This window comes from Rhizobacter sp. (assembly GCF_046595475.1).
Classification (GTDB): domain Bacteria; phylum Pseudomonadota; class Gammaproteobacteria; order Burkholderiales; family Burkholderiaceae_C; genus Rhizobacter.
On the sequence record NZ_JBKJOQ010000023.1, the window covers coordinates 78,770 to 101,826 of the forward strand.

The window sequence follows — 23,057 nt, forward strand, 5'->3', positions numbered from 1 at the left end:
AGCCAATTCATCGCCCCGGAGGAAAACGCCTCACCGGGGCTGTTTTATTTTTGCCTGCCCTCCATGCAACTGCCAGCCCTCGCTCCCGGTAAGCGCTACACCCTGCCGCGCCCCATCGGTTCTGCCGATGCCCTGCTGCTGGCGCGCTTCGCGCAGGCGCAGAAAGCGCAGAGCAGGCTCACTGCCATCATCAGCGCCGAGCCAGCCGACACGCAGCGCCTGGAAGGCGAGCTCGCCTTCTTTGCGCCCGAGCTGCGCATTGCCGTTTTCCCCGACTGGGAAACACTGCCCTACGACACCTTCTCGCCCCACCAAGACCTGATCTCTGAGCGGCTGGCCACGCTGTGGCGCATCCAGCAAGGCGAGGTCGACGTGGTGCTGATGCCCGCGTCAACCGCCCTGGTGCGCCTGGCACCGCCGAGCTTTCTTGCCGGCTACACCTTTCACTTCAAGCAAAAGGCCAAGCTCAACGAAGCCGCACTGAAAGCGCAGCTCACACTGGCCGGCTACACGCACGTCAGCCAAGTGGTGTCGCCCGGCGAATACGCGGTGCGCGGCGGGCTGATTGATCTCTTCCCCATGGGCTCGCTGGTGCCCTATCGGGTCGACCTGTTTGGCGACGAGGTCGACAGCATCCGCACCTTCGACCCCGACAGCCAGCGCAGCCTGTACCCTGTGCCCGAGGTGCGACTCTTGCCTGGCCGCGAATTTCCGATGGACGAAGAGGCTCGCACCGCCTTTCGCGCACGCTGGCGCGAGAAGATGGAAGGCGACCCGACCAAGGTGCGCTTGTACAAAGACATAGGCAGCGGCATCGCCACCGCCGGCATCGAGTACTACCTGCCGATGTTTTTCGACAGCACGGCCACGATCTTCGAATACCTGTCTCCCTCCCCCGTGGGTGCGGCTCTCGTCTTGCACGGTGACATCGACGAATCACTCAAGCGCTTCTGGACCGACACGCGCGAGCGCCACCGCTTCTTGCAGCACGACCGCGAGCGGCCCATCCTTCCACCGGAAGACCTGTTCCTGCGGCCCGAAGATTTCTTCACGCTTGCCAACGCGCATGCCACGCTGGTGGTGCGCGGCAAGGAGCCGGTCGAATGGGCCCGCCCCCTGCCCGACCTCAGCGTTGACCGCGGCGCACCCGACCCGCTGAAGCGGTTGCAGCTGCATCTTGGCGCCACACCGCACCGCGTGCTGGTCATGGCCGAGAGCCAGGGCCGCCGTGAAAGCCTGCTCGAACTTTTGCGCGACAACCGCATCGAGCCGCCGAGCGTGGCCAGCCTGGCCGAGTTCGAAGCCGGCGACGAGCGCTATGCCATTGCGGTAGCGCCCATGGCCGAAGGCTTCTTCTGGACCGAGCCCGAATCCGCCAAAGCGATCCAGTTCATCACCGAGACCGAGCTCTTCGCCACCAGCCCCACCGCGCGGCGCAGGCGCAAGCAAGAGCAGGTCAGCGACGTCAATTCGCTGATCAAAGACTTGTCGGAGCTGAAGGTCGGCGACCCGGTGGTGCATGTGAACCACGGCATCGGCCGCTATGTCGGCTTGAGGACGATAGACCTGGGGAATGACGAAGGGGGGCCATCAGAGTTCCTGCACCTCGAATACGCCGACAAGGCCACGCTTTACGTACCCGTGGCGCAGCTGCACCTGATCAGCCGCTACACCGGCGTGAGCGCCGAAGAAGCGCCGCTGCACCGCCTGGGCTCGGGCCAGTGGGACAAGGCCAAGCGCCGCGCCGCCGAGCAGGTGCGAGACACCGCCGCCGAGCTGCTCAACCTCTATGCCCGCCGTGCGGCGCGCGAAGGCTACGCTTTCCGTTTCTCGCCGCACGACTACGAGGCCTTTGCCGCGAGTTTCGGCTTCGAAGAAACACCCGACCAGAAGGCCGCCATCCACGCCGTCATTCAAGACATGGTGTCACCCAAGCCCATGGACCGCCTGGTGTGCGGCGACGTGGGCTTCGGCAAGACCGAAGTGGCCTTGCGCGCCGCTTTCGTGGCTGTCACCGGCGGCAAGCAAGTCGCCATCCTCGCGCCCACCACGCTCTTGGCCGAGCAACATTTCCAGAACATCTCTGACCGCTTCGGCAAGTGGCCGGTGAAGGTGGCCGAGCTGTCGCGCTTCCGTTCAGCCAAGGAAATCAAGGCCGCGCTCGAAGGCATAGAAGACGGCACGATAGACATCGTCGTCGGCACGCACAAGCTCATCAGCCAGACGGTGAAGTTCAAGCGACTGGGCTTGTTGGTGATCGACGAAGAGCACCGCTTCGGCGTGCGCCACAAAGAGGCGATCAAGGCCATGCGCGCCGAGGTCGACGTGCTCACGCTCACCGCCACGCCCATCCCGCGCACCCTGGGCATGGCCCTGGAGGGCCTGCGCGACCTGAGCGTGATCGCCACCGCACCGCAGCGGCGCCTGGCCATCAAGACCTTCGTGCGCAGCGAATCCAGCGGCACCATCCGCGAAGCGGCGCTGCGCGAGCTCAAACGCGGCGGGCAGGTCTACTTCCTGCACAACGAAGTCGAGACCATCGAAAACCGACGCGAAAAACTGCAAGAGCTTCTGCCCGAAGCGCGCATTGCCGTGGCCCACGGCCAGATGCCCGAGCGCCAGCTCGAATCGGTGATGCGCGACTTTGTGGCCCAGCGCCACAACGTGCTGCTGTGCTCGACCATCATCGAGACCGGCATCGACGTGCCCAGCGCCAACACCATCGTCATCAGCCGTGCCGACAAGTTCGGCCTGGCCCAACTGCACCAGCTGCGCGGCCGCGTGGGCCGTTCGCACCACCAGGCCTACGCCTACCTGCTGGTGCCCGACGTCGAGGGCCTCACCAAGCAGGCCGCCATGCGGCTAGAAGCGATTCAAAACATGGAAGAGCTGGGCTCAGGCTTCTATCTCGCCATGCATGACCTGGAGATTCGCGGCGCGGGCGAGGTGCTGGGCGAGAACCAGAGCGGCAACATGATGGAAGTGGGCTTCCAGCTCTACAACGACATGCTCAGCGAGGCGGTGAGTTCGCTGAGGGCGGGTCGTGAGCCCGATTTGCTGTCGCCGCTGAGCGTCACGACCGAAATCAACCTGCACGCGCCCGCCTTGCTGCCCAACGATTACTGCGGCGACGTGCACACCCGCCTCAACCTCTACAAGCGCCTGGCCACGGCCGACAAGGCCGAGCAGATCGACACCTTGCTCGAAGAGATCACCGACCGCTTCGGCAAACTGCCCACGCAAGGCCAGACGCTCTTCGACGTGCATCGCCTGCGCGTGCTTGCCAAGCCGTATGGCGTGGTGAAGATCGACGCGGCGCCGCAACTGATGATCGTGAGCTTCCGCCCCAATGCGCCGGTCGATGCCATGAAGATCATCGAGCTGGTGCAGAAGAACCGCCACATCAAATTGGCCGGCAACGACAAGCTGCGCATCGAGCGCGAAACCAAAGAGCCTAAAGACCGCGCGCAGCTGATACGCGACGTGCTGCGCTCGCTCGGCACGCCAAAGGCCACGGCCTGAAGGCGCATCAGGGCGCGGCGCGCAACACCAGCTGCACCGCGTGCGCGCGGGCCTCGCGAATCGGCTCGTAGCGCCACTGGCTGATCGCCTCGACCACTGGCGCATCCAGCAATTTCATCGGGCTCGATCGCACTGCCACGTCCGACACCGAGCCATCGGCGTTGACAGTGAAGCCCACCACCACTTCCACATCGGCGCGCAGCCGCCGCAACACATTGCCGGGCAGTGACGGCTCCACCATCTGCGCCAATTTCAGCGGCACCAAGGGCAAAGGCTCGGCCTTCGGTGGCAATGCCACCGCGGCGGATGTGGCTGGGTTCGCAGGCGGCGCCTCTGTCAGCTTGGCCACGGCCAGCTCGGGCGACGCGAGCGCCGCCGAAGCGGCTGGCCGCGCGAGCGGTGAGGCCGCCGCAGTGGCCGAGTTGGGTGCTGGTGCTGCGCCACGCGATGCAGCAGGCCGTGGTGCCACACGCTTCTCGGGCGCACGCCCGTCGATGGCCTCGCCATCGGGCTTGGTGCGCACCTTCAGCTTGCTGGCTTCGATGATGACCCGCAGCGGGCTGTCGGCTTCGCGCGCTGCCCGAGTGGCGGCAGCGGGGTCGCTGACTGACGGTGTCTGGGCCCATGCCCCCGGTTGGCCAACCACGCAAAGCGCGAGGGTGAATACGCTGAGGGCAAATATGAGCGAGGGGGTGGGGATGGAGAACCGATGGTTGTGCATGGTCTGAGCGCTTAGCCTTGTGAGCGGGTTGTCTCGTTTCGATGGAAACGCGCGGCCACCGGAATGGCCAGCCCATGGCGTCGCAAGCCACGTGCCCACCAGCAGCACAACAAGGCCGAGACTTTGGTCATTTTTCTCGCCAAAGTCGAGAGCGAATACGCCAACCTTGTCTCGCGGATCGCAAGCCCGCCTCACCGCATGCGGGACAATCCCACTTTTGTCACACTCCGCGCCTGCCCCATGACCGCTTCGCCGCCCGGCCTCGTCATCCAGACCCTCACGCCCCCGTTGCGCCTGAGCGACTTCAAGCTCATAGCTTTCGACATGGATTCGACGCTGATCAACATCGAGTGCGTGGACGAGATCGCCGATGCCGCCGGCCGCAAGGCCGAGGTGGCCGCCATCACCGAAGCCGCGATGCGCGGCGAAATCACCGACTACAAAGAGAGCCTGCGCCAGCGCGTGGCCCTGCTCAAGGGCGTGCCCGTGAGCGCGATGCAGCAGGTGTTAGACGAGCGCCTGCGGCTCAACCCCGGCGCGCAGACCCTGGTGCAAACCTGCCAGGCCGCCGGGTTGAAGACACTGCTGGTCTCGGGCGGCTTCACGTTCTTCACCGACCGCGTGCGTGACCAGCTGAAGATCGACTTCACCCGCAGCAACGTGCTCGAAGTGGCCCACGGCGCCCTCACCGGCCGCATGGTCGACCAGCCCTGGGGCGACATCTGCGACGGCGAAGAAAAGCGTCGCATGCTGCTCGCCACTTGCGCCCAACTGGGCATTGCGCCGCAGCAAGCCATTGCCATGGGCGACGGCGCCAACGACCTGCCGATGATGGGCGAAGCCGGCTTGAGCGTGGCTTATCACGCAAAGCCCAAAGTGCGCGAGCAGGCCATGGTGGCCATCAACGAAGGTGGGCTCGACCGGCTGCTGGAGGTCGTGCCACCCACCTGAGGCCCCGGCCAACGGCGACGGCTAGTGCAGCGCGCCGGCCGACAAGCGGATGTCGGCGTGGTGCATGAGCGCCGTCTCCACTGCAAGTTGAAGCCCGGCCGCGATCTGCTGCAATGGCAGTTGATCGAGCCCCGGCACATGCATGAAGCCGCCGCGCACACTGCTGAATGCGGGCTCGGTCGCCAGCATGTGCATCAAACCGTAGAAGGCATGGTTGCAGACGAAGGTGCCCGCTGTCTGCGACATCTCGGCCGGCAGGCCAGCCCTCTGCAACGCATCCAGCATGGCCTTGAGCGGCAAGCTGCTGAAGTACGCGGCGGGGCCGTCAGGCACCACAGGCGCATCGACCGGCCGCGCGCCTTGGTTGTCGGCCATGCGCGCATCGTCGATGTTGATCGCCACGCGTTCCAGCGACAGGGCCTGGCGGCCTTCAGCCACACCCACGCCGAGCACGAGCACCGGGCGGTGCTGCAGCAGCAAGGCTTTCAGACGCGTGACCGATGCGCCAAACACCGTGGGCAGGCAAGAGGCCACCACGCGGTGGCCCGCCACCTCTCGGCCCTGCAGGGCCTGCACGGCGAGCCAGCTGGGGTTGCTCGGGGCAGTGCCGAAGGCGTCGAAGCCGGTCAGCAGCACCACCGGGTTACGCAGGGCACGCGCGCGCTCTGCACTCACGCGGCAGGGCCGGCCATCACCACGATGCCGTCTCCATCGGCATACAGCCAATCACCGGGCCGCACCCACACGCCTTGAATCTGCACGGCCACGTCGCGCTGGCCTTCGTTGCGCTTCTCGGTGGGCAGGGGCATGAGCGCCAGGGCGCGTATGCCGAGGTCGCAGGCGGCGAGCTCGGCGCTGTCGCGCACACAGCCATCGACCACGATGCCGGCCCAGCCGTTCTTGGCGCCGGCCGCACCCAGGTTACCGCCCACCAGCGCGCGGCGCAGCGATGCGCCGCCATCGACCACCAGCACGCAGCCTTGGCCAGGCGTGTCGAGCGCAGCCTTGACCAGCGAGTTGTCTTCGAAGCATTTCACCGTGGTCACGGGGCCGGCAAACTTGATGCGCTTGCCGTAGCCGTGGAACACCGGTGGCAGCACGCGGAAGCTGCCGTCGCTGCTGTTCTTGTGGGCGTCACAGAGGTCGCAGGTGGCGAAGTCGGATGAGGTCATGGCGATTGCATCGTGTTGTTGAGTTTTTGATGGGCGGCGGCACGAATTGCACTCAGCGTGGTGCGGCTCGTGCTCACGTCGGCGTCCAGCTTGAGGTGCAGCAGCGCTGGCGTGCCAGTGCGCAATGCTTCGGCGAAAGCCGGCTCAAACTGCGCTGTGCTGTCAACTCGTTGCGCCTGCCAGCCATAGGCCCTTGCCAACGCGGCGAAGTCGGGGTTGAACAAATCGCTGCCGCTCACACGGCCCGGGTAGTCGCGCTCCTGGTGCATGCGGATGGTGCCGTAGGTGCCGTTGTCGACCACCACGCTGATGAGCCGCTTGGCACCGTAGCCGGTGGCGGTGGCCAGCTCTTGCCCCGTCATCAAAAAGTCACCGTCACCCGCAATGTTGACCACCGTGCGCTGCGGGTACAGCAGCGCCGCGGCCACGGCAGCCGGCACGCCGTAGCCCATCGCACCCGAGGTCGGGGCGAGCTGGGTGCGACCATGGTGCTGCAGGCCGCCGTAGCGGCAGTAGCGGTGCAACCAGCCGGCATAGTTGCCGGCGCCGTTGGTGTAGACCGTGTCGGCCGGCGCGAGGCGCTGAATGGTCTTGATGACCACGGCCATGTCTAGCGGTTCGACGGCAGGCGCAACCATGTTGGCTTCGTAGTCGGCGTGGGCCTGAGTCGTCCATTCCGACCAGGGCACGCTCAACGGTGCGGCCAGGGCTTCCAGCGCTTTGGCGGCACTGGCCATCGACGATTGAAGCAGCAAGTCGGCCGCATACACGCGGCCCAACTCTTCGGCACCGGCGTGCATGTGAATCAGCTTTTGCACCGGCCGCGGCGGCTGCAGCAGCGTGTAGCCGCTGGTCGTCATCTCGCCCAGCCGCGGCCCTACGGCGAGCACCAGGTCGGCTTGCTTGATGCGCTCGGCGAGCCTGGGGTTGATGCCTATGCCCACGTCACCGGCGTACTGCGGGTGGTGGTTGTCGAACAGGTCTTGAAAGCGAAAGGCACAGCCCACGGGCAGCTGCCAGTTCTCGGCAAAGCGCTGCATCGCGTTGCAGGCGGCGGCGTCCCAGCCGCTCCCGCCCACGATCACGAAGGGGCGCTGCGCGGCCATCAGCATTGCGCGCACATCGCGCAGGCCGCCGGGTGCAGGCCACGCCAGCGCCGGCTCGGCACGCGGCAGCACGGGCGCGGCGGTAAGCTTCGTCAGCATGTCTTCGGGCAGCACCAGCACCACTGGGCCGGGCCGGCCTTGCAGCGCGGTGTGAAAGGCACGCGAGATGTACTCGGGCAGGCGGTCGGCGTCTTGCACCTCGCCCACCCACTTGGCAAAGCCCAGCGTGCCGGGGCCGAACATCTGGCGATAGTCGACCTCTTGAAACGCCTCGCGGTCGCGCTGATCGCTGGCCACCTGGCCGATGAACAGCACCATCGGCGTGCTGTCTTGAAACGCAGTGTGCAGCCCGATGCTGGCGTTGGTAGCCCCCGGCCCGCGCGTCACAAAACACACACCCGGGCGGCCCGTCAACTTGCCTTGCGCTTCGGCCATGAAGGCCGCGCCACCCTCTTGTCGGCAGGCAATGAAGCGGATGCTTTCGCGGTGCTCGTGAAAACCGTCAAGCACCGCAAGATAGCTCTCGCCCGGCACACCAAAGACGGTGCTCACGCCCTGCGCGATGAGCGCCTCGACCAGCACATGGCCGGCAAGGCGTTGAGAGGAAAGGGCTGTGTCGGTGAGCGTCGTCGTCATGCGGCGACTTTACGGCCCCCGCGCATCTGCGCAACACCCATGCCCACCAGAGATGCCGACGCGACGCCCACCACCAGCGTGAGTGCCGCGCCATAGAACACGCCCCGTGCCGAGCCATGGTCGAGCAAGGCGCCGAACACCGGCGCCGCCACGGCAAAGCCCAAGTCAAGCCCGGAGTACACCGTGCCGTACACCCGACCCGTGGCGCCCGGGGGCGAAGCCTGCTTGATCAGCATGTCGCGCGACGGCCCGGCCAAGCCGGCACCGAAGCCCGCCAGAGCCGCCACCCCAGCCGCAAGCAGGCCAGGCAGCAGGCCGCTGCCCACCACGCACAGCAACACCGCCGCGCCCAGCAGGCAAGCGCCGATGATGCGTTCGAGCCGGTCGGTCTTGGCCGTGAGAAAGCCGCCCACCACCATGCCGGCAGCTCCGAAAAGCATGTAGCCCGTGACCACGAAGGCCGTGATCGACAGGGGCAGCCCATACATGTTTTGGAGCGCGGGGCTGGCAAAGCTCTGTATCGCGCTCAGTGCGCAGGTCGACCAGAAGAAAAACGAGAAGCACAGCCACACCGAGGGCAGGCGCAAGAAGGCCAGCGGGTGTTCGTTGATCGCCGCCGCGCCGCTCTTGGCGGCCGTCTCGTGCGCCCAGCTGCCGGCCTTGTCGTCGATGGCCTCGCGGTTGATCCACAGCACGGCCATGACGAAGAGCGCCCACACCCCCATGCCAACAGCCGCCATGCGCCAGGAGCCGGTGGCGGCCGTGAGCACGGTCAAGAAGACGGGCGCTGCCGCCCAGCCCAGGTTGCCGGTGATGCCGTGAACCGAAAAAGCATGGCCCAGGCGCGACTGTGAGACGCGCTTGTTGAGGATGGTGAAGTCAACCGGGTGGAAAGCCGAGTTGCCCAAGCCGGCCAGGCCTGCGGCCAACATCAGGCCGAGGTAGCCCTGCGCCGTGGCCGTGGCCACGGCCGCCAGCACGAAGCAGCTCAAGGCCACGAACAGCACCGGGCGTGCACCCACACGGTCGACCAGGAAACCGGCCATGGCCTGGCCCACGCCGGAGATGACGAAGAAGGTGGTGACGAGCAGGCCCAGCTCCGAGTAGCTGAAGCCGAACTCTTTGATGAAGAGCGGGAACAGCGGCGCCAGCAGCATGTGGAAGAAATGCGAAGTGCCATGCGCCAGGCCGATCAGGCCGATGGTCTTGGCGTCTTGCCGTAGGGGAACGGAAACAGCAGTCATGGGAGCCATGAGTCGAGGGAATGCCCGCACTCTAGGCGCGAGCAGAACGGCGGGGTTACGATAGTTTGTCAATTTCTATCGAGATCCAGCCATGCCGCGCCCCACCGCACCCCGACGCCACACCAGCCTGCCGCCGGTTGACCCCCAGCGCTACGCACCGACCGAGGCCTACCCCGTGCGCGCCAAATCGCGCCGGCTCGCCGCCGACACCCACATCGAGCCGCACAGCCACCCGTGGGGCCAATTGGCCTTCTCGGTGACAGGCGTGGTGCGCATGACGGCCGGCCGCGGCACCTACATCGTGCCGCCGTCGCGTGCGGTGTGGATCCCGCCCCACGTGGAGCATGTGGTGACCGTGGTCGAAGCCGCCGAGTTGCGCACGCTCTACCTGCACCAGGACGACACGCACTGCGGCCCTGAGGCCCATGCCGCCCCCGACTCACCGTGGCGCGAGTGCCGTGTGGTCGAGGTGTCCAGCCTGCTGCGTGAGCTGGTGACGCATTTGTCGATCGAGCCTGGCGCCCTGCTGCCGACAGAACGCGAGCGGCACCTGAGCGCTTTGGTGCTCGACGAGCTGTGCCGCGCGCAGCCGGTGCCCATCGGTGTCGACCTGCCCCAAGACAAGCGTCTGCGAGCACTCTGCGAGGCCGTGCTCGACGACCCCACGCGCTGGTCCACGCTGGAAGCCTGCGCACGCAACACGGGCGCCAGCCCCCGCACGGTGGCCCGGCTGTTTCGCAGCGAGCTCTCCACCACCTTTTTGCAATGGCGCCAGCAGGTGCTGCTGGCCAAGGCCCTGGCCATGGCAGCGCGCAAGATACCCATGGCCGTGATCTCGGCCGAGCTGGGCTACGCCAGTGCCAGCGCCTTCACCGCCATGGTGCGCCGCTCGGTGGGAGCGCCCCCCAGCCGCTTCTTCTCCTGATGGTCCTCTTGTGAGCGCATGCGCACCCCCTGAATCGATGCCCCTTTTCAACGAATGGTTGCATTCAACGGGATGGTGACTCTGCGGCGCCCGCCTAGACTTCCGCCCTAACAGCGCCGTTCGATGCGCATGGCAGGGGAAGAAAAAATGCTCACGTCACTCTTCGGAGATTTGCGAACCATCCGAGGTACCACACGCGACGGCCACCCCGCTCCAGAAGAGCGCGACCAGGGTTTTGCCGCCACGGCCATCCTGGAAAGTGTGGCCACAGAGGTCAACGACCGTGGCCAGATGGTCGACAGCCACCTGCGAGACCTGGTGGTGTCGGGCTCGCCGGCCCAGGCCATACGCGACCACTTTGCTTCCACCCGCGCCGACCTCGACACCGCGAGCCGGATGATCGCCCTCTTCGACCCCACGGGCGTGTGGGCGGCCTCGGTGATCAAGGCGCTTTCCGATGCGAGCGGGCGTCCCATTGAACGCCTGCACCTGCGCGAGCAAGGCACGCTGCGCACGCTGGCCATGATTGAGCGCACCACACTCGAACGCCGCCATGAAGACGCCCTGCGCATCTACCAGGCCGATGTGCGCGCCCCTGGCAACGACAACGCTGCCGTGCCGCTCGCCCTGATGGAGCGCAGCCACATGACGGCCGTGATCGTGGGCGCCATGCAACCCCACGCAATCGACGAGATGCTGACCACGCTGCAAACGGCCGTGGCCCACCCCAACTGGCGCTGCCCCACCCTGCTCTTCATGCTGCCGCCCAACGCGGTCTGGATCGCCAACAAGATCGGCATGACCGAGTGGCCGGCCAGGCTCAAGGTGCAAGTGCTCAACGAGGCGCTCACCAGCGCATCGGCGGTGTGGAATTCACTGCTGGGCATGTGGAACCGCGTGAAGAAAGAGCCCGTCTGGGCGCCGCCTCAGGCCCCCGCTGCTGGCGGCCTCGATGGCTTCCAGATCAAGGTGGCCGACCTGGCGGTGCCGTCGGCAGAGGCCTCTGGCGCCACGGTGACCATGCCGGTGGTGGCCTCGTCGGGGGTGGCCGCCGCCATGCGGCGCCACGCCCTGGACCCCGCATTGGCGTCACAGGCACTGACCGCCTTGGCCGGGCTGGACGGTGTGTTCGCCTGTGCCGTGGTCGACTCCGGCACCGGGCTCATCCTGGCGCGGTATTCGCGCGAAGACCAGCCGGTGCAGCTGGAGCTGGCCGCTGCCGCCAGCACGCAGGTGCTGCGCGCGCATCAGCAGGCAGCGCGCCATCTGGGGCTGACCACCGAGGTCGACGAGGTGATGACCAGTGCAGGCCCGCGGCACCACGTGATGCGCACCGTGGCACGCCACCCCGGCTTGTTCTTGTTTGCCGTGCTCGACAAGCAGCGGACCAATCTGGCCCTTGCGCGCTACAAGCTGATGGAGGCTGAGCAAGGGTTGGAGTAGTTCGGGCCCCCCAGTCGCTTCGCTGCCGCCTTGCAGGCCGCGCCGGGCCAGTGGCCCGGCTCCTCGCCAGACACAGACAGTCCGCTGGACTGTCTGTGTCCGGGCTCGGCCCCCACGGCGCGCCGCCTGGCGGCCCGGCAAAGCCAGTTCCGCGGGCGTTGCTTGATGGGCACTTTGCTCCGCTCGTGCGAGGCCATTGCGCAGCCGGTACCATCATCGGCATGAGGCCGCGATGGCCCCGCCACTATGCCAAGCCATGAGCCAAGTGTTGTTTGACTTCCCCCTGCAGGATGCCACCGGTGCGACCTGCACTTCACAGGCGTGGGCCAAGGTTCCCGAGCCACTCACGCCCGCAGGCCGACAGGAGTGGAAGGCGCGCGCCAAGGCCTTGCTGGCAAGGCACAACGCGGTGCTCGTCGCCCACTACTACGTCGATGGTGATCTGCAAGACCTGGCGCTGGAAACCGGCGGCTGCGTGGCCGACTCGTTGGAGATGGCGCGCTTCGGTCGTGACCATGCGGCCAAGACGCTGGTCGTCGCGGGGGTGCGTTTCATGGGTGAATCGGCCAAGATCCTGAGCCCCGAGAAGCGCGTGCTCATGCCCGACCTCGACGCCACCTGTTCGCTCGACCTCGGCTGCCCCGCCGACGACTTTGCCAAGTTCTGCGACACCCACCCCGACCGCAAGGTGGTGGTCTATGCCAACACCAGCGCCGCCGTCAAAGCGCGTGCCGACTGGATGGTGACGAGCTCTTGCGCGCTGGCCATCGTCAAGCACCTGAAAGACCAAGGCGAGAAGGTGCTGTGGGCGCCCGACCGCCACCTGGGTCGCTACATCCAGGAAGAAACGGGCGCCGACATGCTGATGTGGAATGGCGTGTGCATCGTGCACGATGAGTTCAAGGGCCTGGAGCTCGACCTGCTCAAAGCCCAGCACCCCGGTGCTTTGGTGCTGGTGCACCCCGAGTCACCGAAGAGCGTGATCGAACAGGCCGACGTGGTGGGCTCGACCTCGCAGATGCTGAACGCCGTGGTCAACATGGATGCGCAGACCTTCATCGTGGCCACCGACAACGGCATCCTGCACCGCATGCGCCAGATGGCACCCGGCAAGACGCTGATCGAAGCCCCCACCGCCGGCAACAGCGCCACCTGCAAGAGCTGCGCGCACTGCCCGTGGATGGCGATGAACGCGCTGCAAGGCGTGGTCGCCTGCCTTGAGCAAGGTGCAGGCGAGATCCATGTTGATGAGCCGATTCGCTCGCAAGCGTTGGGCTGCATTGATCGCATGCTCGATTTCGTGAAGCGCAACCCCACTGTCACCCAGAAGCCAGGGCTGGTGCCGAACGTCGGCGCGGCCTGAAAGAAAACATGTTTGATTTCAACGAATCACTGGAGCAAGCCCGCGAGCGCAACATTCGCGACGCCTTGATGGAAGACATGGGCCGCAACGACTGGACCGCCATGCTCGTGCCCGCCACCCAGCGCGTGAAAGCCCGCGTGCTGGTGCGAGAAGAGGCGGTGCTGTGCGGCCGCGAGTGGTTCGATGGCTGCGTCCATGCGCTCGACAAAGACGCACGCATTCAATGGCACGCCGATGAAGGCTCGATGATGGCCGCCGACACGCTGGCCTGCCACATAGAAGCCAACGCTCGCGCCTTGCTCAGCGCCGAGCGCCCTGCCCTCAACTTCCTGCAGCTGCTGTCGGCCACCGCAACCGCCACCCGCCGCCACGTTGACGCCATCGCTGGCGCCTCGCCCAACCCGCGCGGCTGCGCCGTGCTCGACACCCGCAAAACCTTGCCCGGCCTGCGCCAGGCGCAGAAGTACGCGGTGCGCACGGGTGGCGGGCAGAACCAGCGCCTCGCGCTGTGGCACGGCGTCCTCATCAAAGAGAACCACATCGCTGCGGCCGGTGGCGTGGGCCAGGCCTTGCGCAACGCGCAGGCGCTGAAGTCGGGCGTGGACATCCAGATCGAAGTCGAGAACCTGGCGCAGTTGCGCGAGGCGCTCGACGCCGGTGCCACCAGCGTGCTGCTCGACAACTTCACCGAACCGCTGATGCGCGAAGCCGTGGCGCTCAACGCGGGGCGGGCACTGCTCGAAGTCTCGGGCAATGTGCAACTGGGGCAAATGCGTGAAATTGCCGCTACTGGCGTCGACCGTATCTCCATTGGCCGCTTGACCAAAGACGTGAAGGCCGTCGACTATTCGATGCGGGTACTCGAACGCATTTGAGTCGAGCTCTTGCCACCATGAGCGCAGATTTCGAATCGATACACAACCACTACGAGCGGATCATCTTCGAGGCCGTCTCGACCTCGTCTTCAAGCTATCCGCAGGTGCCACACAAGCTGCTGGCCGACGTGGCCTGCGTTGCGCTGAACCGGCTGCCGCCACGCTACGTTCGCCACGATGTCGACCTGGTGTTTTACCTCACCGAGAACGAACGCGCCCACAACGAAGTGGCCATTGCCGAGGCGGTGAAGTACGCGTTTGAATTCGTGCAGGCACGCAGCGCCATGCGGGCACGCGGGTAGCCCATCACGGGCTCCAAACCGGTTCAGCGCCCCGTGAACTTGGCGGGTCGCTTCTCCACAAACGAGCGCACGCCTTCGGCCCAATCTTCACTGGCGAAAATCTTCTTGCTGATGGCGCCGAAGTCGGCCACCGCTGCCGCCGGCCCTTCTTCCACTGCCTTGATCGCGTTCAGGCGTGTGGCCGCCACCGCGAGTGGTGCCTGCTCGGCGATGCGTTGCGCGATGGCCAGCGCTTCGTCTAGCACCTGCGCATTCGGCACCACCTTCTGCACGAAGTTGAGACGGTACGCCGTGGCCGTGTCGAACTCGTCGCCGGTCAACAGGTACAGCATGGCGTTGCCCAGGCCGGCGCGCTCCGACATGCGCAGCGTCGCGCCCGCGCCGGGCATCAGGCCGCGCTGCACTTCTTTCTGGCTGAAGCGGCAGTCTTCACCGGCCACCACGATGTCGGCCCCGAACATCAGCTCAAGGCCCACCGTGAAGCAGATGCCCTTCACCGCGGCGATCACCGGCTTGGTGCGACGGCGGTAGCCGGGCTTGCCGAAGTCGTGAGGCTCGACCATGCCCTCAGGCACCAGCTTCTCGCCGCGCTCCAGGGCCGCTTGTACCGACGGCATGTCCAGCCCGGCGGTGAAGTGCTCGCCCATTGCATGCAGCACGCCCACGCGCAGCGCGGGCTCGTCGTCGAGCCGCGTGTAGGCCTCGCCGAGCTGGCGGAACATCTCGGGCGTCCAGCCGTTGCGCTTGGCCGGGCGGTTGATGCCGATCAGCAGCACGTCGCCCACGACCTGGGTGTCGATGCAGCCTTGGGGCGGAGGCGGTGTGGTGGTGTGAAGTTGCATGGGGTTTACCCGTCGTAGCGAGACCTCGAATGATCCGACATGCCACGCCGAAACCGTGACTCGCACGCGACTGCGGCGCGCATGTCTTGCGCCTATGCTTTCCTTCTTTCTGCCCGTAGCGAGAGGCCCGCAATGACTGCACCCTTCCCCGACACCCCCGAGCCTGCACTGTGCGGCCCGCTGCGCAAACCGCACCAGATGCTGGCCGAGCAATCCTACGACGGCCATCTGTCCATACACGACGACAAGACCGCCGAAGAACTGGGCCTGCGTGCCGGCCCGATCGAAGGGCCTACGCACTTCAGCCAGTTTGACCCGCTGCTGTTCAAGCTCTTCGGGCGAGCCTGGTTCGAGAGCGGCTGCATCAGCTCGCACTACCAGAACATGGTGGTCGAAGGCGAAGAGGTGCGCGCCTTCGTTCAGCCGCCTGCCGAGGGTGAGCGCGTGGTGCGCATCTGGGCCGAGAAGCGCGACGGCACGCCGGTGCTGACGGGCACTGCGTCGGTCGGTGACATGCCCGACACGGCGCACGAGATTCCACAGCGCATTGCCAAGCTGCGCCCCGCCACCGGCCTGGTGATCAACCGCGACCTGCAAGTGGGCCAACGCGGTGCGGCGAAAGAAACGATCGCCATGGGCTTCGAGCAGAACATGGGCCACCACTACCCATTCACGCTCGCCTCCAAGCTCAAGGCCATCACCGAGCCATCGCCCTGGTACACGCCCGAGGGTGGCAAATCATCGCCCTGGGGTCGCGCCATCATCCCGATCGAGATGATCAGCGTGCTGCTGGGCAGCACCGTCAACCAGGCGGGCTTTCGTGGCCAAGGGCCGGCCGTGGGGCTGTTTGCGGGGCAGCAGATTCGCCTGGTGCAGGGCCCGCTGTTCGTCGACCAAGCCTACGACCTGGAGCGAGAGATCATCGCGCTCAGCGAGAGTGCACGCACCGAGTCTTGCTGGATGCTCACACGCGTCTACGAAGCCGGCACGCGCAAGCTCGCGGCCGAGATGATCTTGAACAGCGCCACGCTGAAGGCGTCGTACGCCAACTACGACAAAGAGGCGCGCGAACTCGGCCTCGTGAAATGACCTCAGGAGACAAGCACATGAGCACACTCGACACCGGCACCCCCGACCTGCAAGCCACTCTGGCCGACGGCGTGTTGACGCTCACAATGAACCGCCCCGATGCACGCAATGCGCTGTCGCGCCCGATGGTGCAAGCGCTGCAACAGCAGCTCACCGCCGCCGAGTTCGACCCGGCCGTGCGCTGCATCGTGCTCACAGGCGCTGGCAAGGCCTTCTGCGCCGGCGGTGACGTGAAGAGCATGGCCGCGGCCGGTGACGGCACCGTGGGCCAGCGCACCATCGACGAGGCCATCCACCAGCAGCGCCACAACCAGCGCGAAACCGCGGGCCGCCTCTTCAAGATGCCCAAGCCAACGGTCGCGCTGATCCCAGGCCCCGCGGCAGGTGCCGGCCTGGCACTGGCACTGGCTTGCGACCTGCGGCTGATGGCCAGCACCGCCTTCATGACCACCGCCTTCGCACGCGTGGGCTTCTCGGGCGACTATGGCGGCACCTACTTCATGACACAGCTCGTGGGTGCAGCGAAGGCGCGCGAGCTGTTCTTGCTCAGTGACCGCGTCTCGGCAGATGAAGCACTGCGCCTTGGGCTCACCAACTGGGTGTGCCCGCCTGAAGCCCTGGCCGAGCGCGCAACTGAGATCACTCATCGCCTGGCCCACGGCCCCACGGTGGCCTACCGCTACATGAAGGAAAACCTCAACCGCGCCATGGCCGGCGAGGTCGATGAGTGCCTTGATCTCGAAGCCACGCACCAGATTCACACCGGCCAGACCGAAGACCATCGCGAGGCCGCGAAAGCCTTCGTCGAAAAACGCGAGCCGGTGTTCAAGGGGCGCTGACAGCCATGCAACCCATGATGACCCGGCAGGAGGCCATCGCCGCCCTCACCGCCCCCGGCCAGCCGCACGAGTTCGAGCACGTCGTCGCCCACGGCCGCCGCGTGCGCGCCTTCAAAAATGCACCGCCTACGCTGCGTGCCTACTACGAGGCTTGCATCACCGAGCTGCCCTTCCTCGTCTACGAAGACGAGCGGCTCACCTTTGCGCAAGCCTGGCAGCAGGCCTCGCGCATAGGGCACGTGCTGGTGCACCAGTGCGGCGTAAAGCCCGGCGACCGCGTGGCCCTCTCGATGCGCAACTACCCCGAGTGGATGCTGGCCTTCAGCGCCATCACTTCCATAGGCGCAGTGGCCGTCGCCATGAACGCGCACTGGCAAGCCGACGAGATGGCCTATGGTCTGGTCGATTGCGGTGCCAAGGCCTTGCTGGCCGACCAAGAGCGGCTGGATCGCGTGGCCCAACGCCCTGCCATCGAGGGCCTGCACGTGCTCGCAGTGCGCGCAACAAAGCTGCCGCCCGGTGCCCGTGATCTGAAGCTGATGACCGAGGCGCTCGGCGAGGTGCCCATGCCGCCGGTCGACATGCAGCCCGATGACCTGGCCATCATGCTGTACACCTCGGGCAGCAGCGGGCGGCCGAAAGGCGTGCCGTCGACGCACCGCATGGTGTTGTCGGCACTGCTCTCGTGGGAGCTCGACTACGCCATCCTCGACAAAGTGAGCGGCGTTGAGCGCCCCGCGCCCACCGAGCAAGGTGGCACGCTGCTGGCCGTGCCGTTGTTCCACGTGACGGGGCTGCATTCGTCCTACCTGGGCAGCTACCGCACGCAGCGCCGCATCGTCAGCATGTACCGCTGGGATGCCGACAAGGCAGCCGAGCTGATCGACCGCGAACGGCTTACCTCGCTCACCGGACCCGCCGCCGTCACCGGTGACCTGCTGCGCGCGGCACAGTCGGGCCGCTACAGCCTGGCCACGCTGGCCTCGCTGGGCGGCGGCGGCGCGCCGCGTGCGCCCGAGCAGGTGCGCCAGATCGACGCCACCTTTGAGCAAGCCGCACCCAACATCGGCTGGGGCATGACCGAGACCAACGCCATCGGCGCCGGCATCGTCGGCGACGACTACGTGGCCCACCCCAGCAGCTCGGGCCATTGCTCGCAGGTGCTCGAGCTGCGCGTCACCGACGAAACCGGCCGTGTACTGCCCGCGGGTGAGCGGGGCGAGCTGTGGGTACGCGGCACGTCTGTTTTCACCGGCTACTGGAACCTGCCCGAGGCCAACGCGCAGTCTTTCGATGGCGATTGGTTTCGCACCGGCGACGGTGCTTATCTCGATGACCAGGGCTACCTCTACATCGTCGATCGCATCAAAGACCTGATCATCCGTGGTGGCGAGAACATCGGCTGCGGTCATGTGGAGGCTGCAATCCTCATGCATCCCGAGGTGCACGAAGCCTCTGTCTACGCGGTGCCCGACGAGCGGCTGGGCGAAGAGGTCGGGGCCACCGTCCACGGCAGTGCAGCGCTAGACCTCGACGCACTGCGCCAATTCCTCCAAGGCCACCTTGCGCGCTTCGAAATGCCGCGCTACCTGGTCAAGTCAACCGACCCGCTGCCGCGCACGCCCTCGGGCAAGATTCTCAAGCGCCAGATCCGCCAGGCCGCTCTCGCCGACATGCAAATCTCAAGTCAACAGAAGGACCATTCATGAAGACACGCATCACCGAACTGTTCGGCATCGAGCACCCCATCATTCAGGGCGGCATGCACTACGTCGGCTTTGCCGAGATGGCCGCTGCGGTATCGAACGCCGGTGGCCTGGGGCTCATCACCGGCCTCACGCAGCGCACGCCGGAGCTGCTGGCGAAAGAGATTGCGCGCTGCCGCGAGATGACCGACAAGCCTTTCGGCGTGAACCTCACCTTCCTGCCTTCGCTCACGCCGCCCGACTACCCCGGCTATGTAAAGGCCATCATCGAAGGCGGTGTGAAGACCGTCGAGACCGCTGGCAACAACCCGCAAAAGTGGATGCCGCAGTTGAAGGAAGCCGGCATCAAGGTGATCCACAAGTGCACCTCGGTGCGCCATGCACTGAAGGCCGAAGCCATAGGCTGCGACGCGGTGAGCGTCGACGGCTTTGAGTGCGGCGGCCACCCTGGTGAAGACGACGTGCCCAACTTCATCCTGCTGCCGCGCGCGGCCGAAGAGCTGAAGATCCCGTTCGTCGCTTCGGGCGGCATGGCCGATGGCCGCTCGCTGGTGGCCGCGTTGGCGCTGGGCGCCGAGGGCATGAACATGGGCACCCGCTTCATCGCGACGAAAGAGGCGCCCGTGCACCAAAACGTCAAGGACGCACTCGTCGCGGCGAGCGAGCTCGACACGCGTCTGGTGATGCGCCCGCTGCGCAACACCGAGCGCGTGCTGAAGAACGCCGCCGTCGACCGGCTGCTGGAGAAAGAGCGCGAACTGGGGTCGGCGCTGAAGTTCGAAGACATCGCGGCCGAGGTCGGCGGCGTCTACCCGCGCATCATGAAAGAGGGCCTGATGGACGCCGGTGCGTGGTCGTGCGGCATGGTGGCCGGGCTGATACACGACGTGCCGACCGTCAAGGAGCTGATCGACCGCATCATGGCCGAGGCAGAGGCGATCATCGGCCAGCGGCTTGCCCGCATCAACGCAAGCGGAGTGAGATGAAGCAGTGAAGAGGACGCAGAGGTCGCGAAGGAAGACGCAAAGGACGCAATGAAGTCCGAAGGTGTTTCTCTCTTTGCGATCTTTGCGTCTTGCTTCGCGCCCTTTGCGTCCAAAAACCGGCTTCGCGCAGCTCAGCCTCGCGCTCTATCGCCAAAGCCCCGTCGGGCCCGCGCCCTGCGGTTGCGGCTCGCCCCGCGCGCGCCCAGCGGGGCGCATCAGGATCGTTGGAAAGCTCACCGGCAGCGTCTGCGGGAAGTCTCGGCTGTAGTGCAGCCCGCGGCTCTCGTGGCGCATGAGCGCCGAGCGCACGATGAGCTCGGCGCAGTCAACCAGGTTGCGCAACTCCAGCAGGTCGCGCGTGACGCGGAAACTGCCGTAGTAGTCGTCGATCTCGCTGCGCAAGAGGCTGATGCGGTGCAGTGCCCGCTCCAGGCGCTTGGTGGTGCGCACGATGCCCACGTAGTTCCACATCACGAGCCTCAGCTCGTCCCAGTTGTGCGAAATGACGACCTGCTCGTCGGCGTTTTCAACCTTGCTTTCGTCCCACGCCGGCAGCACCGGGTGCGGGCCGGTGTCTCGGCTCAGCACGTCGTCGGCGCAGGTCTTGCCCAGCACCACACATTCAAGCAGTGAATTGCTGGCCAACCGGTTGGCGCCGTGCAGGCCGGTGTAGGTGGTCTCACCCACCGCATACAAGCCTGGCAGGTCGCTGCGGCCTTTCAGGTCAGTGACCACGCCGCCGCAGGTGTAGTGAGCCGCCGGCACCACGGGGATGGGCTGCTGGGTGATGTCGATGCCGAGCTTCAGGCATCGCGCGTAGATGGTGGGGAAGTGCTCTTTCAGGAAGTCAGAGCCCAAGTGCGTGGCGTCGAGCAGCACGTTGTCGACACCATGCTTCTTCATCTCGAAGTCGATGGCGCGGGCCACGATGTCGCGCGGCGCCAGCTCGCCGCGCTCGTCGTGGGCCTGCATGAAGCGGGTGCCGTCGGGCAACAACAGGCGCCCACCCTCGCCGCGTAAGGCTTCGGTGATCAGGAAGCTGCGCTCTTGCGGGTGGTACAGGCAGGTCGGGTGGAACTGTATGAACTCCATGTTGCCCACCCGTGCACCCGCCCGCCAGGCCATGGCAATGCCGTCGCCGGTCGAGGTATCGGGGTTGGTGGTGTAGCGGTACACCTTGCCGGCGCCGCCGGTGGCCATCACCACCGCCGCAGCGGCCAGGGTCTCGACGCGCTGCTTGTCGATGTCAAGCACATACACGCCGTAGCAACGCGCTGGCTCTTCGCGCTTCAGGTGGCGCGAGGTGATCACGTCGACCGCCATCCAGCGCTCTAGCAGGCGAATGTTGGGGTGGGCCGCCGCTTCTTTCAACAGCACGTCGTGAATCGCCTTGCCGGTGGCATCGGCCGCATGGGCGATGCGGCGCACGGCATGGCCACCTTCGCGGGTGAGGTGCAGGCCCAGCGGGCCGCTCGGGTCGGGAGAGAAAGGCACGCCGCGCGCCACCAGCCACTCGATGGCCTCAGCGCTACGCTCAGCAATGAATCGGGCGGTGTGTTCGTCGACCAAGCCGGCACCGGCGTCCTGGGTGTCGCGCACATGCGAGTCGATGCTGTCGTCGGTGCCCAGCACGCCGACGATGCCGCCCTGCGCCCAAGCGGTGGCACCTTCGTCCAGGTTGCGCTTGGCCAGCACGACCACTGGGCGGTGCTGGGCCAGGTGCAAGGCGACCGTCAGGCCTGCCAGGCCGGCCCCCACGATCACCACGGGGAGCGTCGACAAAACGGGCTGGCTGGCTGGCATGAGGGTACGGCGGGCGTGAAAGCGGCAGATTCTATCGACCGCCCCGCAACGGAGCTCGCATGGTCTAGGGATTCCCGCTTGCCGTGGCGTGTGAAATCATCCCGCAGCGCCGCGTCACGTCTTGAAACAACAACCCTACACTGCGGCGTAGCCAGGGACACCATGTCGACTTCTTCACCCAACCAGCCCTCAGACCCTGCCGACGACGACGGCTGGCAAGCCACACGCTCCCAGACCACGGTCGCCACGCAGATACAGCCGCGCGAGGAAGACGAGGTCGACGCCGAGAGCCCCAATGACATCGGTCGCCAGATCAACGCTTCGCAGCGCGAGCTGTTTGTTTCGTGCGACCCGGCCGAGGCCATGCAGCAGCAGTTCGATCACCTGCGGCCTGAGTACATCGCGTTGCATGACGTGGGTACCTCGTCTTCACGCAAGCTGCTGGCCGGTGTGGCCGCTGCCAGTGGGCGCGGTGTTCAAAAACTGGTGATTCGCCGCCAGGGCTATGGCACGCCGCTGGCCACGCTCGAGTTCATCGACTTCCCCGCGGGCAAACAGTCTCTTCGCATCTACACCACCGAAGCCGATGCCGACACCGTGGCGCGGCAAGAGCTGGCGCGCGTGCTGCTGAGCTACAGCCGACTGGGCGTGCTGATGGTGGGCGACATGCCGCCGCACCTGATGAACTCGTCGTTCGAGCCATTGCACCAGGCCATGATCAAGAACAACTGGCAAAACCGGCACATGCTGCTGCTGCCCTTGGCGGCCTCCAGCGCGCTGAGCGGCCACGGCACCGAGCTGGGCCGCGGCACCGGGGTCAATGTGCGCACCACGCCGCAGGTCACGCGCCCGGCCGATGCCTGGTCGTTCATCAGCGGCACCTGGAATCGCCTGCGCGACCAGATTCACACCGAAGCGGGCCAAGACCTGCCCGCCCTGCCGGGGGCGAACAGCCGCTCCAGCGGTGCGGTGGTTTCGGCGCCTATGCCGCTCTCGCCTTCAGGCCCTGTTTCGAGCCCGGCACCACTTGCGATGAAGCCCATGCCCGCTGTGCGCAGCGCCGAGCCGCGCCCTGCCGATGCGTCACCCATGGGCCGCTACGTCAACCAGCTGATCGAGCTCACAGGCATGGTCAGCGTGTGCATCTTTGACACCGCCACCGGCCAGGGCCTGCTGCACGCCGGTGCCCGGCCGAGCGCCGAAGAGCTGGGCCAGCACGGCGCGGCCTTGCTCGCAGCCATGACGCAGGCCAGCCGCACGCTCGGCATGGGCCACACCCTGCCCGAAGCCGCCATCACCCTGGGTACCCACCATCTGCTGCTGCGCGCCTTGCCCCACCACCCGGGCCTCGCCCTGCATGCCGTGCTCGACAAGACGCACGCCAACCTGACCCTGGCCCGCTTGCAAATCATGCGCATGGACAGCGTGCTCGATGCATCGCCCGCGCAGTAACTGAGCCTTGCCCTAAGGCCGCGTGAGCCGCCCCGTGCTGAGCGCGTTCACGGGCTACGGCAAGTAGGCGGGCTCGTCAT

At 66.3% G+C, this 23,057-nt stretch carries 19 protein-coding genes; 12 read left to right on the forward strand and 7 right to left on the reverse strand.

Annotated features, from left to right (window positions below):
• The first annotated feature begins 63 nt into the window (after positions 1–63).
• The gene (mfd, locus tag AC30QB_RS04705) at positions 64–3,522 is read left to right on the forward strand and encodes a transcription-repair coupling factor (RefSeq protein WP_489545025.1); all 3,459 of its coding nucleotides are present in this window, start codon (positions 64–66) and stop codon (positions 3,520–3,522) included.
• A gap of 7 nt (positions 3,523–3,529) precedes the next feature.
• On the opposite strand, the gene AC30QB_RS04710 is transcribed toward mfd, so the two are convergent.
• Entirely contained in the window at positions 3,530–4,243 is a 714-nt protein-coding gene (locus AC30QB_RS04710) for an energy transducer TonB (protein ID WP_489545026.1), read from the reverse strand.
• A 240-nt stretch (positions 4,244–4,483) separates the two neighbouring features.
• Here AC30QB_RS04710 and serB point away from each other — a divergent pair, with 240 nt between their 5' ends.
• Positions 4,484–5,194 (forward strand): phosphoserine phosphatase SerB, encoded by a 711-nt coding sequence (gene serB / locus AC30QB_RS04715; RefSeq protein WP_489545027.1) that lies wholly within the window; start codon positions 4,484–4,486, stop codon positions 5,192–5,194.
• A gap of 21 nt (positions 5,195–5,215) precedes the next feature.
• On the opposite strand, the gene pcp is transcribed toward serB, so the two are convergent.
• From pcp to AC30QB_RS04735, 4 genes are read right to left on the reverse strand one after another with little or no spacing between them, the layout of a single operon-like run.
• Positions 5,216–5,869, reverse strand: coding sequence for a pyroglutamyl-peptidase I (gene pcp / locus AC30QB_RS04720; protein ID WP_489545028.1), 654 nt, complete (start codon positions 5,867–5,869; stop codon positions 5,216–5,218).
• Positions 5,866–6,366: a ribonuclease E activity regulator RraA gene (gene rraA / locus AC30QB_RS04725; RefSeq protein WP_489545029.1), complete on the reverse strand. Its 501-nt coding sequence runs from the start codon at positions 6,364–6,366 to the stop codon at positions 5,866–5,868. Before rraA ends, pcp begins: the two co-directional genes overlap by 4 nt.
• Positions 6,363–8,108 carry a thiamine pyrophosphate-binding protein gene (locus AC30QB_RS04730; RefSeq protein WP_489545030.1) on the reverse strand — a complete coding sequence of 582 codons (1,746 nt, stop codon included), beginning with the start codon at positions 8,106–8,108 and terminating at the stop codon, positions 6,363–6,365. The genes rraA and AC30QB_RS04730 overlap by 4 nt, the downstream gene beginning before the upstream one ends.
• Complete coding sequence (locus AC30QB_RS04735; RefSeq protein ID WP_489545031.1) at positions 8,105–9,352, reverse strand: MFS transporter; 1,248 nt, start codon at positions 9,350–9,352, stop codon at positions 8,105–8,107. Before AC30QB_RS04735 ends, AC30QB_RS04730 begins: the two co-directional genes overlap by 4 nt.
• Before the next feature lie 91 nt (positions 9,353–9,443).
• Here AC30QB_RS04735 and AC30QB_RS04740 point away from each other — a divergent pair, with 91 nt between their 5' ends.
• From AC30QB_RS04740 to AC30QB_RS04760, 5 genes are all read left to right on the forward strand, one after another.
• On the forward strand, positions 9,444–10,277 hold the full coding sequence (locus tag AC30QB_RS04740) for a helix-turn-helix domain-containing protein (RefSeq protein ID WP_489545032.1): 834 nt from the start codon (positions 9,444–9,446) through the stop codon (positions 10,275–10,277).
• Between the two features lie 147 nt (positions 10,278–10,424).
• Positions 10,425–11,720 (forward strand): roadblock/LC7 domain-containing protein, encoded by a 1,296-nt coding sequence (locus AC30QB_RS04745; RefSeq protein WP_489545033.1) that lies wholly within the window; start codon positions 10,425–10,427, stop codon positions 11,718–11,720.
• Positions 11,721–11,976: 256 nt separating this feature from the next.
• The gene (gene nadA / locus AC30QB_RS04750) at positions 11,977–13,083 is read left to right on the forward strand and encodes a quinolinate synthase NadA (RefSeq protein ID WP_489545034.1); all 1,107 of its coding nucleotides are present in this window, start codon (positions 11,977–11,979) and stop codon (positions 13,081–13,083) included.
• An 8-nt stretch (positions 13,084–13,091) separates the two neighbouring features.
• On the forward strand, positions 13,092–13,958 hold the full coding sequence (nadC, locus tag AC30QB_RS04755; protein ID WP_489545035.1) for a carboxylating nicotinate-nucleotide diphosphorylase: 867 nt from the start codon (positions 13,092–13,094) through the stop codon (positions 13,956–13,958).
• A gap of 17 nt (positions 13,959–13,975) precedes the next feature.
• A complete protein-coding gene (locus AC30QB_RS04760) occupies positions 13,976–14,260 on the forward strand; it encodes a late competence development ComFB family protein (RefSeq protein WP_489545036.1) in 285 nt (94 codons plus the stop codon).
• A 23-nt stretch (positions 14,261–14,283) separates the two neighbouring features.
• On the opposite strand, the gene AC30QB_RS04765 is transcribed toward AC30QB_RS04760, so the two are convergent.
• On the reverse strand, positions 14,284–15,102 hold the full coding sequence (locus AC30QB_RS04765; protein ID WP_489545037.1) for a crotonase/enoyl-CoA hydratase family protein: 819 nt from the start codon (positions 15,100–15,102) through the stop codon (positions 14,284–14,286).
• Positions 15,103–15,234: 132 nt separating this feature from the next.
• Here AC30QB_RS04765 and AC30QB_RS04770 point away from each other — a divergent pair, with 132 nt between their 5' ends.
• The 4 genes from AC30QB_RS04770 to AC30QB_RS04785 are packed head-to-tail and all read left to right on the forward strand — an operon-like array spanning position 15,235 to position 19,722.
• A complete protein-coding gene (locus AC30QB_RS04770) occupies positions 15,235–16,191 on the forward strand; it encodes a hypothetical protein (protein WP_489545038.1) in 957 nt (318 codons plus the stop codon).
• A gap of 17 nt (positions 16,192–16,208) precedes the next feature.
• The gene (locus AC30QB_RS04775) at positions 16,209–17,030 is read left to right on the forward strand and encodes an enoyl-CoA hydratase (RefSeq protein ID WP_489545039.1); all 822 of its coding nucleotides are present in this window, start codon (positions 16,209–16,211) and stop codon (positions 17,028–17,030) included.
• 5 nt (positions 17,031–17,035) lie between these two features.
• A complete protein-coding gene (locus tag AC30QB_RS04780) occupies positions 17,036–18,739 on the forward strand; it encodes a class I adenylate-forming enzyme family protein (RefSeq protein ID WP_489545040.1) in 1,704 nt (567 codons plus the stop codon).
• The gene (locus AC30QB_RS04785; RefSeq protein WP_489545041.1) at positions 18,736–19,722 is read left to right on the forward strand and encodes an NAD(P)H-dependent flavin oxidoreductase; all 987 of its coding nucleotides are present in this window, start codon (positions 18,736–18,738) and stop codon (positions 19,720–19,722) included. Before AC30QB_RS04780 ends, AC30QB_RS04785 begins: the two co-directional genes overlap by 4 nt.
• A 144-nt stretch (positions 19,723–19,866) precedes the next feature.
• Here AC30QB_RS04785 and nadB read toward each other — a convergent pair whose 3' ends face one another.
• Positions 19,867–21,525, reverse strand: coding sequence for an L-aspartate oxidase (nadB, locus tag AC30QB_RS04790; protein ID WP_489545042.1), 1,659 nt, complete (start codon positions 21,523–21,525; stop codon positions 19,867–19,869).
• Positions 21,526–21,687: 162 nt separating this feature from the next.
• On the opposite strand from nadB, the gene AC30QB_RS04795 reads away from it, so the two are divergent.
• Positions 21,688–22,977: a hypothetical protein gene (locus AC30QB_RS04795; protein ID WP_489545043.1), complete on the forward strand. Its 1,290-nt coding sequence runs from the start codon at positions 21,688–21,690 to the stop codon at positions 22,975–22,977.
• Positions 22,978–23,057: the final 80 nt, after the last annotated feature.